This window comes from Streptococcus sp. S5 (assembly GCF_034134805.1).
Taxonomy (GTDB): domain Bacteria; phylum Bacillota; class Bacilli; order Lactobacillales; family Streptococcaceae; genus Streptococcus; species Streptococcus lingualis.
Window position 1 is genome coordinate 1,645,947 of record NZ_CP139419.1, and the last position, 16,221, is coordinate 1,662,167.

The 16,221-nt window shown below is 42.1% G+C and carries 18 protein-coding genes and 1 other annotated feature; of the genes, 2 read left to right on the top strand and 16 right to left on the bottom strand.

Annotated elements, in window-relative coordinates; genetic code table 11:
• The 3 genes from murD to typA form a co-directional block, all read right to left on the bottom strand.
• The gene (murD, locus tag SM123_RS07885) at window positions 1-1,350 is read right to left on the bottom strand and encodes a UDP-N-acetylmuramoyl-L-alanine--D-glutamate ligase (RefSeq protein ID WP_320909389.1); all 1,350 of its coding nucleotides are present in this window, start codon (window positions 1,348-1,350) and stop codon (window positions 1-3) included.
• Between the two features lie 90 nt (window positions 1,351-1,440).
• On the bottom strand, window positions 1,441-1,689 hold the full coding sequence (locus SM123_RS07890; protein ID WP_024055332.1) for a DUF3165 family protein: 249 nt from the start codon (window positions 1,687-1,689) through the stop codon (window positions 1,441-1,443).
• 23 nt (window positions 1,690-1,712) lie between these two features.
• On the bottom strand, window positions 1,713-3,560 hold the full coding sequence (typA, locus tag SM123_RS07895; protein ID WP_003017941.1) for a translational GTPase TypA: 1,848 nt from the start codon (window positions 3,558-3,560) through the stop codon (window positions 1,713-1,715).
• A gap of 178 nt (window positions 3,561-3,738) precedes the next feature.
• Between typA and SM123_RS07900 the strand changes: the two genes are divergently transcribed.
• Window positions 3,739-4,464 (top strand): 16S rRNA pseudouridine(516) synthase, encoded by a 726-nt coding sequence (locus tag SM123_RS07900; protein ID WP_320909390.1) that lies wholly within the window; start codon window positions 3,739-3,741, stop codon window positions 4,462-4,464.
• A gap of 43 nt (window positions 4,465-4,507) precedes the next feature.
• On the opposite strand, the gene SM123_RS07905 is transcribed toward SM123_RS07900, so the two are convergent.
• Both SM123_RS07905 and SM123_RS07910 read right to left on the bottom strand, forming a co-directional pair.
• Entirely contained in the window at window positions 4,508-4,891 is a 384-nt protein-coding gene (locus SM123_RS07905) for a rhodanese-like domain-containing protein (RefSeq protein WP_070666476.1), read from the bottom strand.
• A complete protein-coding gene (locus SM123_RS07910; RefSeq protein ID WP_003017930.1) occupies window positions 4,891-5,109 on the bottom strand; it encodes a YqgQ family protein in 219 nt (72 codons plus the stop codon). Before SM123_RS07910 ends, SM123_RS07905 begins: the two co-directional genes overlap by 1 nt.
• Window positions 5,110-5,196: 87 nt before the next feature.
• Between SM123_RS07910 and SM123_RS07915 the strand changes: the two genes are divergently transcribed.
• Window positions 5,197-5,856 carry a prepilin peptidase gene (locus tag SM123_RS07915; RefSeq protein WP_320909391.1) on the top strand — a complete coding sequence of 220 codons (660 nt, stop codon included), beginning with the start codon at window positions 5,197-5,199 and terminating at the stop codon, window positions 5,854-5,856.
• A gap of 7 nt (window positions 5,857-5,863) precedes the next feature.
• On the opposite strand, the gene trpB is transcribed toward SM123_RS07915, so the two are convergent.
• From trpB to SM123_RS07970, 11 genes are all read right to left on the bottom strand, one after another.
• Window positions 5,864-7,051: a tryptophan synthase subunit beta gene (gene trpB / locus SM123_RS07920; RefSeq protein WP_003017923.1), complete on the bottom strand. Its 1,188-nt coding sequence runs from the start codon at window positions 7,049-7,051 to the stop codon at window positions 5,864-5,866.
• Window positions 7,052-7,173: 122 nt separating this feature from the next.
• Window positions 7,174-7,413 (bottom strand) — a binding site (T-box leader).
• Between the two features lie 62 nt (window positions 7,414-7,475).
• The gene (locus SM123_RS07925) at window positions 7,476-8,003 is read right to left on the bottom strand and encodes a VanZ family protein (RefSeq protein WP_257738707.1); all 528 of its coding nucleotides are present in this window, start codon (window positions 8,001-8,003) and stop codon (window positions 7,476-7,478) included.
• On the bottom strand, window positions 7,990-9,078 hold the full coding sequence (gene rlmN / locus SM123_RS07930; protein WP_003005918.1) for a dual-specificity RNA methyltransferase RlmN: 1,089 nt from the start codon (window positions 9,076-9,078) through the stop codon (window positions 7,990-7,992). Before rlmN ends, SM123_RS07925 begins: the two co-directional genes overlap by 14 nt.
• 6 nt (window positions 9,079-9,084) lie before the next feature.
• A complete protein-coding gene (locus SM123_RS07935) occupies window positions 9,085-9,660 on the bottom strand; it encodes a YutD family protein (protein WP_049507012.1) in 576 nt (191 codons plus the stop codon).
• A 147-nt stretch (window positions 9,661-9,807) separates the two neighbouring features.
• Window positions 9,808-11,520, bottom strand: coding sequence for a cache domain-containing sensor histidine kinase (locus SM123_RS07940; RefSeq protein WP_320909392.1), 1,713 nt, complete (start codon window positions 11,518-11,520; stop codon window positions 9,808-9,810).
• Entirely contained in the window at window positions 11,517-12,251 is a 735-nt protein-coding gene (locus tag SM123_RS07945; protein WP_320910004.1) for a response regulator transcription factor, read from the bottom strand. Before SM123_RS07945 ends, SM123_RS07940 begins: the two co-directional genes overlap by 4 nt.
• 58 nt (window positions 12,252-12,309) lie before the next feature.
• A complete protein-coding gene (gene msrB / locus SM123_RS07950; RefSeq protein ID WP_320909393.1) occupies window positions 12,310-13,431 on the bottom strand; it encodes a peptide-methionine (R)-S-oxide reductase MsrB in 1,122 nt (373 codons plus the stop codon).
• Window positions 13,432-13,442: 11 nt separating this feature from the next.
• Window positions 13,443-14,003: a redoxin family protein gene (locus SM123_RS07955; RefSeq protein WP_320910005.1), complete on the bottom strand. Its 561-nt coding sequence runs from the start codon at window positions 14,001-14,003 to the stop codon at window positions 13,443-13,445.
• A gap of 56 nt (window positions 14,004-14,059) precedes the next feature.
• A complete protein-coding gene (locus SM123_RS07960) occupies window positions 14,060-14,398 on the bottom strand; it encodes a hypothetical protein (RefSeq protein WP_320909394.1) in 339 nt (112 codons plus the stop codon).
• Between the two features lie 26 nt (window positions 14,399-14,424).
• Window positions 14,425-15,135 (bottom strand): thiol-disulfide oxidoreductase-associated membrane protein CcdA2, encoded by a 711-nt coding sequence (gene ccdA2 / locus SM123_RS07965; RefSeq protein WP_320909395.1) that lies wholly within the window; start codon window positions 15,133-15,135, stop codon window positions 14,425-14,427.
• A 99-nt stretch (window positions 15,136-15,234) separates the two neighbouring features.
• On the bottom strand, window positions 15,235-16,218 hold the full coding sequence (locus tag SM123_RS07970; protein WP_320909396.1) for a hypothetical protein: 984 nt from the start codon (window positions 16,216-16,218) through the stop codon (window positions 15,235-15,237).
• Window positions 16,219-16,221 lie beyond the last annotated feature (3 nt).

Genomic DNA, 16,221 nt, shown 5'->3' on the forward strand with positions numbered 1-16,221 from the left:
TTATTTCAACCCTTTTACTGTAGCAAGGAATTCATCCCCACGCACTTCAAAATTCGGATACATATCCCAGCTGGCATTGGCAGGACTTAGTAGTACAACATCTCCGGGGCTAGCCAAGTCGAAGGCTTTCTTTGTAGCATCTGCTACATCTGCCGCATCGACATAAGGGACGCCTGCTTTATCGGCTGCACGTTTCACTCGAGGAGCTGATTCCCCTAGAATTACCATTTCCTTTAAGCCAGTAATGTGAGGCACCAATTCATCAAATTCATTGCCACGATCGAGCCCCCCTGCAATCAAGATCACCTTGCTGTTATCAAAACCAGAAAGAGCTTTTTGTGTTGCTAGAATATTAGTCGATTTGCTATCATTGTAGAATTTGACACCTTGAATTTCATCCACATATTGAAGACGGTGTTTCACTCCTCCAAAGGCTGACAAGGTTTCTTTAATGACCTCATTCTCCACACCACGGACTTTTGCAACAGCAATCGTTGCCAAGGCATTCTCTACATTGTGACTACCTGGAACGCCCAGTTCATCTGCACGCATGACAGCTTCTCCCTTAAACTTGAGAAGTCCATCTTCCAAATAAGCCCCATCCACTTTTTCAACCGTTGAAAATGGAAGGACCCTTGGCTTGGTTTTTGTAGCGAGTTCCTTGGCCAGGTCTTGGTTGAAGTTCAAGACAATGACATCTTTTTCTGTCATATTCTTTTGAAGATTCCATTTGGCAGCTACATAATTTTCAAAAGAACCATGATAGTCGATATGAGTTGGCATGAGGTTGGTAATCACTGCAATCTCTGGATGGAATGCATCAATTCCCATCAATTGGAAAGAAGACAATTCCATGACCAGAACATCCTTTTCTGTTGCTGTTTGTGCAACTTGACTAGCTGGAAAACCGATATTCCCAGACAATAGACCACCTTGGCCGGCAGCCGTCAAGACTTCTCCGATCATGGTTGTTGTCGTCGTTTTTCCGTTTGATCCTGTAATCCCAATAATTGGCGCATCCGAAATCAGATAGGCCAATTCCACTTCAGTGAGGATGGGAATGCCTTTTTCAAGCGCTTTTTCAACCATTGGATTGGAATAAGGGATTCCTGGATTTTTGACCATGACTGCAAAGTCTTCATCCAACAGTTCCAGAGGGTGACCTCCTGTCACAACTTTAATCCCTTCTTCCAGTAAACTTTGTGCTGCTGGATTTTCTTCAAAAGGTTTGCCATCATTGACGGTCACAATCGCTCCTAAGCGATCCAACAAACGGGCAGCTGACTCGCCTGACTTAGCCAAACCTAATACAAGAACCTTTTTATTTTCAAATTGTTTCACAAATTTCATGATTTCTTCGCTCCATTTTTATCACTCTCTATTTTACCTTTTTTTAGCAAAATTAAAAAGCCCAAAGGGCTTTAAAAATCACGTCACCGTTTATTTTTTCTGTTTGGTCGTCATTTTGGAAATATCTACCAAAGCCATGTAGCCAACAAAGGCCAGAAAGGCACCGACAAAAAACTCGGACGGTAGTTGGAATATCTGAAAAATGGCTAGACAAGCAAGGACGATAAAAGAGACGATCAAGACCACCATTGTGACACTGTTTAAGGTACCACGAATACTCTTTGGGGTCATAAAAAGGTAAAAAAGGAGAATCAAAATCCCTAAGATAAAATAGACCATTTTGTTTCTCCTTTCTTTTCGTATTATTCAGCAGCTGCTGATTTTTTCTTTTTATTTGCTTTTTCGCGTTCTGCTTTGTTCAAGATCTGTTTACGCAAACGGATAGATTCAGGCGTTACTTCCATGTACTCATCGTCGTTCAAGAACTCAAGAGATTCTTCCAAGGTCAAGATACGAGGAGTCTTGATAACCGCTGTTTGGTCCTTAGTAGCGGAACGAACGTTGGTCATTTGTTTTGCTTTCGTAATGTTTACGGTCAAGTCGTTCTCACGAGAGTTTTCCCCGATGATCATTCCTTCGTAAACTTCTGTACCTGGATTGACAAAGATCGTACCACGTTCTTCGATAGACATGATAGAGTAAGTAGTTGCTTTTCCGTTATCGATTGAAACAAGCGCACCACGGTGACGTCCACCGATTTCTCCTGGAATCACTGGCAAGTATTGATCAAATGTGTGGTTCATAATTCCGTAACCACGTGTCATTGACAAGAACTCTGTTGAGTATCCAATCAACCCACGCGCTGGGACAAGGAAGACCAAACGAGTTTGACCGTTACCAGTTGAGATCATATCCAACATTTCACCTTTACGTTCAGAAAGGCTTTGGATAACAGATCCTTGGTATTCTTCTGGTGTGTCGATTTGTACGCGCTCAAATGGTTCACATTTGACACCATCAATTTCCTTGATGATAACTTCTGGACGAGATACTTGCAATTCGTATCCTTCACGACGCATGGTTTCGATCAAGATAGACAAGTGCAATTCCCCACGTCCTGAAACTGTCCATTTATCAGGTGAATCAGTTGGGTCAACACGAAGAGAGACGTCTGTTTGCAATTCCGCTTGCAAGCGTTCTTCAACTTTACGAGAGGTCACCCATTTCCCTTCGCGACCAGCAAATGGTGAGTTGTTAACCAAGAAGGTCATTTGAAGCGTTGGTTCATCAATGTGAAGAATTGGAAGAGCTTCAACTGCGTCTGTCGGTGTGATGGTTTCTCCAACGAAGATATCTTCCATACCAGAGATAGCGATCAAGTCACCCGCTTTAGCTTCTTGAATTTCACGACGTTCCAAACCAAAGAAACCAAAGAGTTTGGTAACACGGAAGTTCTTAGTTGTTCCATCCAATTTAGAAAGGGTTACTTGGTCCCCAACTTTTACAGTACCACGGAAGACACGTCCGATACCGATACGTCCAACGAAGTCGTTGTAATCAAGCAGGGATACTTGGAATTGAAGGGGCTCATCTGAGTTATCAACTGGAGCTGGGATGTGATCAATGATGGTATCAAAGATCGGTGCCATTGTGTGCTCTTGATCAGCTGGATCATCTGAAAGTGAAGAGGTTCCGTTGATCGCTGATGCATATACAACTGGGAATTCCAATTGGTCATCATCCGCACCCAATTCGATGAAGAGTTCAAGAACTTCATCTACAACTTCTTCTGGGCGAGCAGATGGTTTATCGATTTTGTTGACTACAACGATCGGAACAAGATCTTGTTCCAAGGCTTTTTTCAATACGAAACGCGTCTGAGGCATGGTTCCTTCGTAGGCATCTACGACCAATACAACCCCGTCAACCATTTTCATGATCCGTTCCACTTCTCCACCAAAGTCCGCGTGTCCCGGTGTATCCATGATATTGATTCGAGTTCCGTTATAAGCAACGGCTGTATTTTTAGCAAGGATCGTGATCCCACGTTCTTTTTCAAGATCGTTTGAGTCCATTGCACGTTCTTGCAATTCTTTACGTTCATCCAAGGTGTGCGATTGTTTTAACAATTCGTCTACCAAGGTTGTTTTACCATGGTCAACGTGGGCAATGATCGCAACGTTACGAATATCTTCTCTTAATTTTGTCATGATTTCCTCTATAAAATTTTAAATAATATTTCTAACTGAACAATTATACCACAGTCCTATCTAAAAAACACAGTTCAGCTAGTTGTAAATGTTTTCATCCTCATTTCTTTTCTCCGACTCGATTTCCTTTTCTTTTCATGATACACTGATGATAAGAATTTCAGAAAAAGAGGCTTCCATGAGATTAGATCAATTGATGGCAGACCATCAGTACGCTCGCAAAGACATCAAACAACTTCTAGCCCGAAGGCAAATCTTGGTCGATCACCTACCAGCTCAAAAGCTATCCCAAAACATCGACCCTGGACTCCAACAGATTCAAATCGGGGAACGAATCATTCAAGAACCGCGTCACCACTACTACATGCTCCATAAACCAATCGGGGCTGTGACCGCTAAAAGAGACGCCCACCATCCAACGGTGATCGATCTAGTGGACCCTCAGCAAGAGTACCCAGATCTCTATCCGCTTGGTCGCCTCGATCGCGATACCAGTGGTTTGCTCCTCCTCACAGATAATGGTCCCTTAGGCTTTCAACTGCTCCATCCTCAATACCATGTGGAGAAGGTCTATGAGGTAGAAGTCAATGGCCCGCTTTATGCAGCCCACATCGAGCAATTTCAGAATGGGATTTCATTCACAGACGGCCCTATCTGCAAGCCTGCATCCTTGACTATTCTAGAAAGTACCCCCAGCTACAGCAAGGCCCAGGTCCGAATCTCAGAAGGAAAATACCACCAAGTGAAAAAAATGTTTTTGGCCATTGGAGTCAAAGTAATGACCTTAAAACGCTTGTCTTTTGGTCCCTTTACCTTGGATCCTCAGTTAGCCCCTGGAGAAAGCCGACCTTTGAATGAGGTGGAGCTCACACGGGTCAAAGACTACCTTGAAAAAACGAGATAAAAAAGCTCTAACCACACACTTTGTGCAGTTAGAGCTCTTTTTATTAGGCGTCTTTTTTCACTTTCCCATTCCAAGAATCAAGACCATAAGACAAGACATAAATGTCTGTATAGCCCTGTTTCTTAAGATAGAGAGCCGCATTGGTTACACGCGAACTACGGCTATTTTCATAGAGCAAAATTGGTTTATCTTTGCGCAAGGCTGCAAGACTCAACTTCAACTGAGTAGAAGGAATGTTGCGTGCTCCTAAAATATGCTTGGCATGAAACTCAGCTGGCTCTCGCAAGTCAATCAACTGCCCTTGACGAATCAGCTCTTCAAAGGTTGCATTGTCCACAAATTTAGCAGCTTTACGGATGCGGAAATAATTAAACGCCATCCATCCAAATACTCCTAAAATAGCCAACCAAACAATGATATTTCCCATCACTCTACCTCACTCTTTTTCAAAAATTCTAATTCTTGCTTGTGTTCTCTTCTTAAAACGGTATCGGCTTCTAAATAATCGAGCCGCTCCATTAGGCCTGCATCATAAAGACGTTGAAGCTCAATTTTCATCAATTCGATGTCATAGAGGCGCTTCCCCACGTAAATGATGATTCCAAAACGTTTTAAAAATTGTTGAACATCATACAGGTTTTTCATGTTCATTATTGTATCAAATTTAGAAAGGCTTTACAAGATTTTCAAGCAAATGATGACATTTTTCGATTTCTTTACGAATAAATAAGTATGATCAACTTTTATTTTTTTACCATCGGTACTTGCATCGCCTCTTTTTTGGGGCTAGTTGTCGATCGTTTCCCAAACCAATCCATTCTCGCTCCTCGTAGTCATTGTGATCAATGTCAGCACGTCCTTGGAGTTTGGGATCTCATCCCCATTATCTCGCAACTACTCCATCGTTTTCGCTGTCGCTATTGTCATCAGACCTATCCATTTTGGTACTGCCTTTTTGAGATCTGGAGTGGCCTACTCTTTTTAGCCTGCGCCAATGGTTTCCTTTCTCTGCCTCAGATTCTAACACTACTGGGAGCTGCCGTTTTAGCCATTTATGACCTTCGCTTTATGGAATACCCTTTATTCATCTGGTGCTGTCTCCATGCCCTGGTCCTCTTTTTATCCGGTAGTAATCTCCTCATGCTGATCTTTTTACTCCTTGCAATCGGAGCTCACTTTTTCTTTATCGGAATGGGAGCAGGAGATTTTCTCTTACTAGCTACCTTTTCGCTGACCTTTTCTTCTACCCAGATCCTCATTCTCATTCAGATCGCATCCATCTTAGGCATTCTCGTCTTTGCTCTCAAAAAAGAAAGAGACCGGATTCCCTTTGTTCCCTGTCTCTTTCTCAGTTATCACGCTTTACTGCTTTATACGATGTTTTGCAGATAAATTCTTTTTATTTTGCAGCCTTCGCTTCTAGATAATCGGCGATGGCAGCCACATCCTTGTCCCCACGTCCGGAAACATTGATGATGATGATCTTGTCTTTATCCAATTGTGGAGCACGTTTGACTGCTTCTGCAATCGCGTGTGAGCTTTCAATAGCTGGGAGGATCCCTTCTGTCTTACTGAGAAGAAGAAGAGCTTCTACTGCTTCATCATCTGTTGCTGCTACGTATTCGACACGACCAGAATCTTTAAAGAAAGCATGCTCTGGACCAACCCCTGGGTAGTCCAAACCAGCAGAGATCGAGTACACTGGCGCTACTTTTCCATCTTCGCCAAAGACTGCATAGGTCTTCATACCATCAACCACTCCGATAGTCCCTTTGGTCATAGTCGCTGCGTGCTGATCGGTATCCAAGCCATGACCAGCTGCTTCTACCCCAATCAAGCCGACTTCCTCTTCAGCGACATATTCAGAAAAGGCACCGATGGCATTAGAGCCACCACCGACACAGGCAATCACATAGTCTGGCAAACGACCTTCTTTTTCCAAGATTTGACGTTTAGATTCTTCACTGATCACCTTTTGGAATTCATGCACAATGGTTGGGTAAGGGTGAGGGCCAACAGCAGAACCCAAAACGTAAAAGGCATCCAGATCCGCCATCCATGCTCCAAATGCAGCATCAACGGCGTCTTTCAAGGTCTTAGTACCGGTTTCAACCGCATGGACGGTTGCCCCCATCATTTCCATGCGGAAGACATTCAAGCGTTGGCGTTCCACATCTTCTGCCCCCATGTAGACATCACAGGCCATGCCAAACTTAGCTGCCGCTGCTGCTGTAGCCACACCGTGTTGACCGGCTCCTGTTTCAGCAATCACGCGCGTTTTACCCATGCGTTTGGCCAAGAGGATTTGCCCCAAGACGTTATTCAATTTATGCGAACCTAGGTGATTCAAGTCTTCGCGCTTCAAATAAATTTTTGCCCCACCTAAATGCTCTGTTAAACTTTCCGCAAAGTAGAGCGGTGTTTCCCGGCCAGAGTAATCTTTCAAATAATGTTTGTATTCTGCGATAAATTCTGGATCATTTTTATATTGTTCAAAGGTTTCCTCTAATTGATTGAGCAAGTTTTGAATGGGTTCTGGTACGAAAGATCCACCAAATTGTCCGAAATAGCCTTTTGTTTCTGTCATGATTGTGTCCTCTTTTCTATATCTTTAATCCTGTTTATGATCTTTTTCTCTCGCAGACCCTTTGAGCTGCAGTCTCACTGGGGTTCCTTTGAGATACAAAAAACCTCACACAGAAAAATCTGTGTGAGGACGATTCGATACCGCGGTGCCACCTCAATTGTAGGAGGCTATTTTTCTCCTACATCTCTGACCTGTCTAACAACAGGGTGCACGATAAGGTGTGCTCACCGAATTTTTATTGTTTCAAATTCATCATCATAAACGCATCAGCCCATTTCAAGATTCACCACTGCTTGTTCGCAATCACCACAAGCTCCCTGGAAGTGAGAAAAACCTCTACTTTTCTGATGTCTTGAAGTTATTATAGCTCCCGCTTCTGACTTTGTCAACAAAAATTTTAAAAAGTGGTTAAAATGTTCGGATTTTACATTTCCCCATTTTTTGCTAGCAATCGTGCTCTGCAATACTGAAAGCCTAAATAAGCCAGATAAGCGCCTAAGGTATTGGTCCACAAATCATCTAGCTCAAAGACACGATTGGCATCAAACAAGAGATCTAACAGAACTTGGCTACATTCAATCCACAAGCTCATCCCAAAGCCGAAGCACAAGACCCGTTTGCGGCTCCTCAACCAGGGCCTTAGCCAAAGGAGTTGAAAGACTAGCGGGCTTAACAAAAAGATATTGGCTATATTTTGGAGAATGACCTTAATGAGTTGGAGGACACTGGTGATCTGACCAAGATTCATCACCGAATTAAGAGGAACCAGCAGGACGACGATGCGACCGAAATGTTGAATACCCGGTGTTTCCATACCCGGCTCTGGCTGTTGGGGCAAAAAACACATCAGACACAAAAGGATAAAATAGAAGAAGCTGCCACTCCGTAACAGCCTTCTTCCTCTTTTTGTTAGTTCTGTATGATCCATCAGCCCTTGTTTAAGGTTGCGCATGTTCAACAATCGCTTTCTCCCGATCCCGTTTCATGGTATTTGAACGCAATTGACCACAGGCTGCATCAATATCTGTACCGTGCTCTTGACGCACTACACAGTTAACACCTTGTTTTTTCAAGGTATCATAGAAGGCCATGACCCGTTCTTTTGGACTCCGGCTATATTGGTCATGCTCACTGACAGGATTGTAAGGAATCAAGTTAACATAAGACAATTTCTTGATATTCTTAAGCAATTCTGCCAATTCTAAGGCTTGCTCGACCCCATCATTGACTTCATTGAGCATGATATACTCAAAGGTCACCCGACGGTTCGTAGTCTCAATATAGTATTCAATCGCTGCAAACAATTTTTCAATTGGGAAAGCTCGGTTGATTTTCATAATGCTAGAGCGCAAGTCATTGTTTGGTGCATGAAGAGACACTGCCAAATTGACCTGCACACCTTCATTTGCAAAGTCACGAATTTTATGAGCCAAACCAGAAGTTGACACTGTAATATGGCGAGCACCAATCGCTAATCCCTTGTCATCGTTGACCGTCCGGATAAATTTCAAGACATTGTTATAGTTGTCAAATGGTTCTCCGATCCCCATGACAACGATATGGCTGACCCGTTCATCTTGGCCACGTTCGTCAAAGTATTTTTGGACCAACATGATTTGAGACACGATTTCACCATTGTTCAAATCGCGTTGTTTTTTGATCAAACCAGAAGCACAGAAGGTACAACCGATATTACATCCTACTTGAGTCGTTACACAGACAGATAATCCATAGTGCTGACGCATCAAGACGGTTTCAATCAACATGCCGTCTGGCAATTCAAAGAGGTACTTGACCGTCCCGTCTGCTGACTCTTGCACGATCCGTTGCTTGAGTGGGTTGACGACAAACTGATCATTCAACTTCGCAATCAAGTCCTTAGAAAGGTTGGTCATTTCTTCGAAGGACTGGACGCGTTTGCGATAGAGCCATTCCCAGATTTGTGCTGCACGGAATTTCTTTTCGCCGTTTTCTTCCGCCCAATCAATCATATCCTGGCGTGTTAAACTATAAATGGATGGTTTCATTCTTTCTTACTCCTCTTTTTGTCGAATCACAAAATGACGTTTGTTGTCTGTCTTAGTTGTCTTTTTAGTCTCAGCAGACGATCTTGTTTTTTTCGAGTTTTTGGCTGGTTGTCCCTTGTCGCGTTCTCGTTTTTGGAAACGATCTTTTTGTTTGCGATTGCGCGAACGCTTCTTCGGCTCTCTTTCTTCTGATTGAGCTTTTTTGACCGGTGATTTCTTATCAAAAGAAGCACGATGGGGCTCCTTATTTTCAAGGACAAAATAAGCACAACCATAGCTACAATATTCTAACAAATAATCGTCTAAGCGACTTAATTTATCCATCGTTGCAACATCGCGCTCTTCCTTATAGAAGCCACGCAAGCGCAACTGCTCATTGCTCCAATCACCAACAATGTAATCAAACTTGGTTAAAATCTCAGAAAATCGCTGACCAAAAACAGTCGCATCAAAAGCTTCCTTCTCATTTTTCAAGAGCTCAAAGGAGAGGTTTTCTGAAAGGATCTGGTCTCCTACCTGACGAAACACAGGTCCAGGAAATTTATTGTAATTATATAATTCAGGGTCAATCTCTTTTCGCATAGTGTTCCTTCATCAAAATCTATTTACTGTAACACTTTATTTTATCATAAATTTGATGACTTGCGTCAGATTTGACTAGAAAAGAGTTGAAATTCAACATTGAAAGTTTCCAAAAGGAAAAAGAGACAAAGATGGCAATCTTTGTCTCTATACATGTTCATCAGATGATGAAAGGGGCAAAAAAAGAGTGATTTTCGTATAGCTATTGGCCTTAGAATCAATCTCCATATGATAGGCTTCGCCAAATTGAAGATGCAATCGTTGGTCCACATTTTTCAAGCCAACACCTCCTAAACGAAGAAGGGTTTGGGCTGTTGATTCTGATAAATCAAACCCTCGTCCATTGTCAAAAATCGATACGCAGGCGGAGTCTCCACTGACTTCAGTCGTCACTCGAATGAGACCTGGCCGATCGATCTCTTTAATGCCATGGTAAATCGCATTTTCCACTAAGGGTTGAAGCACTAATTTCGGAAGCTGATAGTCGCCCAACCTTTCATCTTCTAGAATTTCATAGTTGAGCTTTTCACCATAACGTTGTTTTTGAATGAAAAGATACTGGCGGACATGGTCAATTTCATCTCTCAGTAGGATTTGTTCCTGGCCTTGGTTGAGAGCTAGTCGAAAATATTGAGCCAGAGACTTGGTGATGTCGACCACGCGCCGACTATCATTAAACTCCGCCATCCAGACAATCGTATCCAAGGTATTGTAGAGGAAATGCGGATTTATCTGAGCAGAAAGTGCCCGCAACTCGTACCGCCGTGCGTTCTGTTCCTCTTCCTTGACCTGTTGCATGAGGTTATCGATTTGGTCCAACATGGCATTAAACGCTTGAGCGAGGGCCACCAATTCTGGAGATCCTTTGGCTGCAGCCCTCACGTGAGCATCTCCTGCTCCAATCCTCAAAATGATAGTCTGAAGGTCTTGTAAGGGTTTGATCCACAAACGCAGAACAAAGCCGATCCCTATCAAACACATGATCAAAGCTAGTAATCCTAGACCAATGAAAGAGTACAGGAGTTGCGACTGCAGCATCTGAAGTCCTTCAAGTGAAGCCACTCCAATCAAGGTCCAATCGCTATCTGGAATCGGAACCTGATAGATAAAATTCTGTCCTCCTTTTGTATAGCCATCTGTCACAGCAATATAGGGCTGCATGGCTTGCATTTCTTGGCTGGAGGAATAGACCGCTTTTTTAGGATGATAGACAAACTCATGCTTTTGATTAATGATAAAACTAAAGCCTTGCTTCCCTAGTTGCAGGTGATCCAAGTAAGCCTGAAGGCTATCGTAGCCAATATCCAAGCGTACTACTCCGAGATTTTGACCAGCCTGATCGACCACTTCTTGGGTAATAGAAACCACCCATTTTTCTTTTTCCGAGGTCAAGGATTCCTTTCGAGCTGGCGTCAAAACTGGCATGGCTCTTTCCTTAATCGCCTCTTGATACCAACTTTCATTCATCATATCTGAGGAAGTCTGCATGCTGATTTTGGAATCTGTCGCTACCAGACGTCCATCCTTGGTCACCAAGACCGCAGAGACCAAGTCCGGATCTGTTTCAATCATCGTTCGCATCAAGTGCTGAACTGTTTCTTGATTCGCACTCTTGTCTTGGGCAAATTGGCGAACAGCCTGTTCCTTGCTAAGTACCGTTGTGGTCTGCTTTAATTTTTTTAGATAGGAGGTGATAAACTGACTGCTTTGATCGATACTATTTCTTGTCGTCCGCTCCGTTTGCTGGCGGATCGTCCCTGAACTCGTTTGATAATAGAGGCCACCAATAAGACCAAAAAGTAGGAGAATGAAGAGAAAAAAGTAGAGGACCAGCTGAATCAGCAAGGGATATCGTTTCATTCATGCTCTCCTTTTTTGTACTGCCTTGGTGTCACCCCAACAACCTGCTTAAAGCGTTGAGAAAAATAGTTCATATCTTCAAAACCAACCTGATCGGCGATCTCATAAATTTTTAAATCTGTCGTGAGAAGCAAGAGTTGAGCCTTCTTCATTCGCTCTTGAATGAGGTAGTCTTGGAAGGGGAGTCCCAATTTTTTCTTGATCAATACACTTAGATACGAGGCACTGAAACCAAGTTGATAGGCCAGATCCTTTAGAGTTAACTGAGAGTCTGCTAAACGAGCATGAATGGCTTCTTCCAAGTCTGTCGAATAACCCTGACTGACCAAATCTTCGACTTGCGCTTTCTTACGCTCTTGATCAAGTTTTCCTTTCACCTTTGCTAACATCTCTTCAATATCATCTTTTGAAAAAGGCTTCAGCAAATAATCATCTGCACCTAACTTGATGGCTTTCCTCGCAAACTCAAAGTCATCATAACCCGTCAAAAAAATGATATGACAAGACGGAGACTTCTCCTTGACGAGATGGGCCAGATCCAAGCCGTTCATTTGTGGCATATTGATATCAGTTAGAAGGATGTCGGCTGGTTGCTCTTGAAACTTCTCCCAAGCCTCACGGCCATTTTCTGCCTGGTTGATGACGGTCATTCCAAACTGTTCATAATCCACTAAGGAAGTCAGTCCCTGCCGGATAAGCTCTTCATCTTCCACAATCATGATCGCATACATGTCTTTCACCTACTTGTCTTTGCTATACTTATTATAGCAAATTATGGTTCCAAATGTCTCAGACATAGTCCAATAAATAACCGTAGCCCTTTTCTTTCATTTCTGCTTTGGGAATGAAGGTAATAGACAAACTATTGATGCAATAGCGAAGGCCGCCTTTTTCCTTGGGACCATCGGTAAAAACATGGCCCAGATGAGAATTTCCCACACGGCTCCGAACTTCTGTCCGCGTCATATTGAAACTCTTATCCTCCTTATAGATGGCCACATCAGGACTAATAGGACGACTGAAACTTGGCCAACCACAACCAGAATCAAATTTATCCTTAGAGGAAAAGAGCGGCTCACCAGTCACGACATCTACATAAATACCGGCATCAAACTGATCCCAGTAACGATTGGAGAAGGCCCGTTCGGTATCATTTTTTTGTGTCACCGCATACTCTTCAGGAGATAACTTCTTTTTGATTTCCTCATCGCTTGGCTTAGAGTAGCGACTAGCATCAATAACAGGATAAGAAGCCTGATTGACATCGATATGGCAGTACCCATTCGGATGTTTCTTTAGATAATCCTGGTGGTAGTCCTCAGCCTTGATGAAATTGGTCAGTGGTTCTTTTTCCACTGCTAACGGTTTGTCGTATTTTTTTGCTTCTTCTTCAAAAACTTGATTAATGGTTGGAAGATCTTCTTGAGAGACATAATAGACACCTGTTCGGTATTGAGTCCCTTGATCATTTCCTTGACGATTCTTCGACGTTGGGTCGATAATCCGGAAATAATGCAGGAGCAATTCTTTCAGAGACACCTTCTTGACATTGTAAGTGATATGAACTGTTTCAGCATGGCCTGTTTGAGGGACCAATTCATACTTGGTCGTTTCTCCCTTTCCATTGGCATAGCCTGATACGGCATCAATCACACCTGGAACACGTGAGAAATATTCCTCTACGCCCCAGAAGCAACCACCAGCCAAATAAATTTCACGCTGATCCTTTGGATCAACCGTTTCCTTTGTTTCCTTTTTGGCTACTGGAGTCTGACTCATCGATGCTTTTTTAATCATCTTAGTGCTTGTTTCTGATTGATCCATTCCGTTTGCTCCCTTAATATAGAAAAAGAAACCAATAGATAATAAGCCAATGAGAAGGATAGCAAACACTTTCCACTTTGTTTCCATTGTCTATCTCCTTACTGCATGTTCTCTAGGGTCTTGAGGATATCCTCTTTATTCATATAGCCGATCTGGCTCTTTGCTAAAGTCCCATCACTATTGATAAAGAGTGCCGATGGATAAGAACGAATCCCATATTCTTTGAGCAGTTCCCCTTTACTATCTAGCAAGACTGGGAAATCTTTGTAATCCAAAGACTGGTACCAGTTTTTGAAATCTGCTGCTGATTTTTCGCCATTAAAGGTTGGAGCTACAACGGATAAAACCACATAATCCTTACCCTCCTCTTCTTTTGCCAACTCATTGGTATCCTCTAACGTTGACAGGCAAATAGAGCACCAGGAAGCCCAAAATTTGAGGTAAACTTTCTTTCCCTTGTAATCGGATAAGCGGTAGGTCTTGCTATCCACTCCTTGCAGGCTAAAATCCTTCACTTTCTTGTCAGATGGTTGCCTAGCCCCAGCTTTGGCTGTTTGTTGGCTCATGCCCTTATTAGAAGTAGCCATTCCTTGACTCGAACAAGCCCCCAAAAGTCCAGCGCATACGAATCCTGTAGCTACTAAAGCTAATTTTTTCATCATTATCACCTCTTTAAACAAGGAGAAAGTCATCCTCAGATGACCTCTCCCTTCTTTCATTCCTTGTCTGATTTCATTTCCGATGAGTTGTTCGTATCCTCCTTCATGCTAGAATCGCTAGATTTCATCTCATCTTTTTTCATATCGTCCTTCATTTCCGAACTGCTGTCAGACATCATAGATGAATCTTTCTTGTCCTCTTTTTTCATTTTATCATCGGACATGGACGAATCCTTCATGTTATCCTTCTTCATGTCGTCCTTCTTCATATCGTCCTTCTTCATCATGCTACTATTGTCCATTTTTTTCATATCTGAATCCGATTTTTGACCAGAACAAGCTGCTAAAGTAACGAGGCTAAGCGTAGCAATGGTAAGTGTAAGAATTTTTTTCATGATTTTTCTCCTTTAATCCTTTAAGATTAGTGAAACAGGGATGCGAGGCTATTAAGATTTCCAAGCATCAGCAAGATACCCATCAAGATGATGAGGGCACCACCAATTTTTTTCAAGGTTCCCATGTGGGGCTTGAGTTTAGCAAAATGTTGTAGAACCCAGCTAGAAGCTAGAGCCAAGACTAAGAAGGGGAGCGCCAAGCCTAATGTATAGACCAGCATCAGGAGAGCGCCTTGCAAAGCACCATTTCCTCCAGAAGCGGCAATGGCTAGAACCGAACTCAAAACTGGTCCGACACAAGGGGTCCAACCAAAACTAAAGGTGACCCCTATCAGAAAAGCATTGAAGAATTCATTGCGCTCCCGATTCTTTTTGAGTTGGATGGTCTTTTGTTTTTGGAGTTGTCTCAGATTGATCACTTCCATTTGGTGAATCCCTAATAGGATCACAATCCCTCCTAGCAGATAGCGAAACCATGGAGCATAAAGCACCTGCCCAAGGGCCCCTGCACCGTATCCTAGAATCAGGAAAACAGTTGATAGACCTGCGATAAAACAAAGAGTCTTCACCAAGCCATACCAAGAAATTTCTCTTCCAAAAATTCGAACAGTTTTCACACGTTCAGAATCCAATAGAATCCCTACATAGACTGGCATCAGTGGCAAAATACATGGGGAGAAAAAGGATAGAACTCCCGCTAAGAATACTGAAATGGAAAACAAACTGGTTTGAATCATTTCACTACCTCCCTTTCTTTCTGATACCAGTATAAAGAAAAAATCCCTCTAAAAATAGAGAGATTGATAAGCAAAAACTTGAATTTGATTAGAAGGTGATTAATTCTTCGGATGGGCCTTTATCCATGTTACAAACTCGTCATACGAGTGAATTTGTGTTTTTTCTCCAGTTGTTTCGTCTGTGGCATACAGTTCCATGACTTCTTGACCTTCCGGCGCAAACCAATGAATAATTTTATCAAACCATTCGCGTTCATTGTATTGTTTAGGACGGAAATACAATTTTTCTATATATTTCATATTTTTTGCAACATCCGGATAGAGGCGTGCAAAATTTGTACCAGAGACATCAACTTGTCTTTTATTTTTTATATCACTAGAAATACCGTATAGTAACATCGTTAGATGTTTTTCAGATAAATTTTTTTCAAGTTGATCATTTATCCCGCCTCTGCCCCAATCAACTTTTAGATCATAGATCGACGGTTGTTCTTCTAATTTCTTGATCTTTGACTCAACATCATCTTGAAAAATTTCTCCTTTTGCTGTGAAAAGAATCCGCTTATTATTAGAGTCTTTCAAATCAGAATAATTATCTTTATCAATTTTTTGTAAATATAAGGTGAGATAATCGTTCCCATTATAATATCCATAGCTATCAGGTACTTTCCCAAAACTACGGTATGTATTATCTTTACCTAATAAACGATATATATCAAATTCTTTTTTTTGTCCTAAATGATTCAGGCTATAGCTAATTACTTTAAAAAATTCTTCTTCACCAATTAAAGGAGGAGTTTTTAAATCCCCAGTAAACAAAGAATGTTCCGAAAATGTTGTTACATAATCCTGACCAAAGTAAATATAACCTTCACTATTTTTTTGACTAACTAAAACAAATTTTTGATCGTCAAAAACTTGAATATTCAAATGTGTTGCAGGATTCTCATCGTTATATTTAGCACTGTTTGATTCTAAATAAGAATGTCCCCATTGATAGGCTAGCACTACAGCTACAAAACTGGCTAGGAAGATACATACCATTTTGCAGTGTCGCTTCATACCACCAAATACCTTTTTCAAAGC

Coding starts and splice junctions, on each gene's coding strand:
- SM123_RS07910 (WP_003017930.1), bottom strand. CDS start 5,109: ATGAAAAACCTGTATGATGTTCAACAATTTTTAAAACGTTTTGGAATC.
- typA (WP_003017941.1), bottom strand. CDS start 3,560: ATGACAAAATTAAGAGAAGATATTCGTAACGTTGCGATCATTGCCCAC.
- murD (WP_320909389.1), bottom strand. CDS start 1,350: ATGAAATTTGTGAAACAATTTGAAAATAAAAAGGTTCTTGTATTAGGT.
- SM123_RS07960 (WP_320909394.1), bottom strand. CDS start 14,398: ATGAAAAAAATTCTTACACTTACCATTGCTACGCTTAGCCTCGTTACT.
- SM123_RS07935 (WP_049507012.1), bottom strand. CDS start 9,660: ATGCGAAAAGAGATTGACCCTGAATTATATAATTACAATAAATTTCCT.
- SM123_RS07905 (WP_070666476.1), bottom strand. CDS start 4,891: ATGGGAAATATCATTGTTTGGTTGGCTATTTTAGGAGTATTTGGATGG.
- SM123_RS07915 (WP_320909391.1), top strand. CDS start 5,197: ATGATCAACTTTTATTTTTTTACCATCGGTACTTGCATCGCCTCTTTT.
- SM123_RS07890 (WP_024055332.1), bottom strand. CDS start 1,689: ATGGTCTATTTTATCTTAGGGATTTTGATTCTCCTTTTTTACCTTTTT.
- SM123_RS07925 (WP_257738707.1), bottom strand. CDS start 8,003: ATGCGCAACCTTAAACAAGGGCTGATGGATCATACAGAACTAACAAAA.
- SM123_RS07940 (WP_320909392.1), bottom strand. CDS start 11,520: ATGAAACGATATCCCTTGCTGATTCAGCTGGTCCTCTACTTTTTTCTC.
- SM123_RS07955 (WP_320910005.1), bottom strand. CDS start 14,003: ATGAAAAAATTAGCTTTAGTAGCTACAGGATTCGTATGCGCTGGACTT.
- ccdA2 (WP_320909395.1), bottom strand. CDS start 15,135: ATGATTCAAACCAGTTTGTTTTCCATTTCAGTATTCTTAGCGGGAGTT.
- SM123_RS07900 (WP_320909390.1), top strand. CDS start 3,739: ATGAGATTAGATCAATTGATGGCAGACCATCAGTACGCTCGCAAAGAC.
- SM123_RS07945 (WP_320910004.1), bottom strand. CDS start 12,251: ATGTATGCGATCATGATTGTGGAAGATGAAGAGCTTATCCGGCAGGGA.
- trpB (WP_003017923.1), bottom strand. CDS start 7,051: ATGACAGAAACAAAAGGCTATTTCGGACAATTTGGTGGATCTTTCGTA.
- msrB (WP_320909393.1), bottom strand. CDS start 13,431: ATGGAAACAAAGTGGAAAGTGTTTGCTATCCTTCTCATTGGCTTATTA.
- rlmN (WP_003005918.1), bottom strand. CDS start 9,078: ATGAAACCATCCATTTATAGTTTAACACGCCAGGATATGATTGATTGG.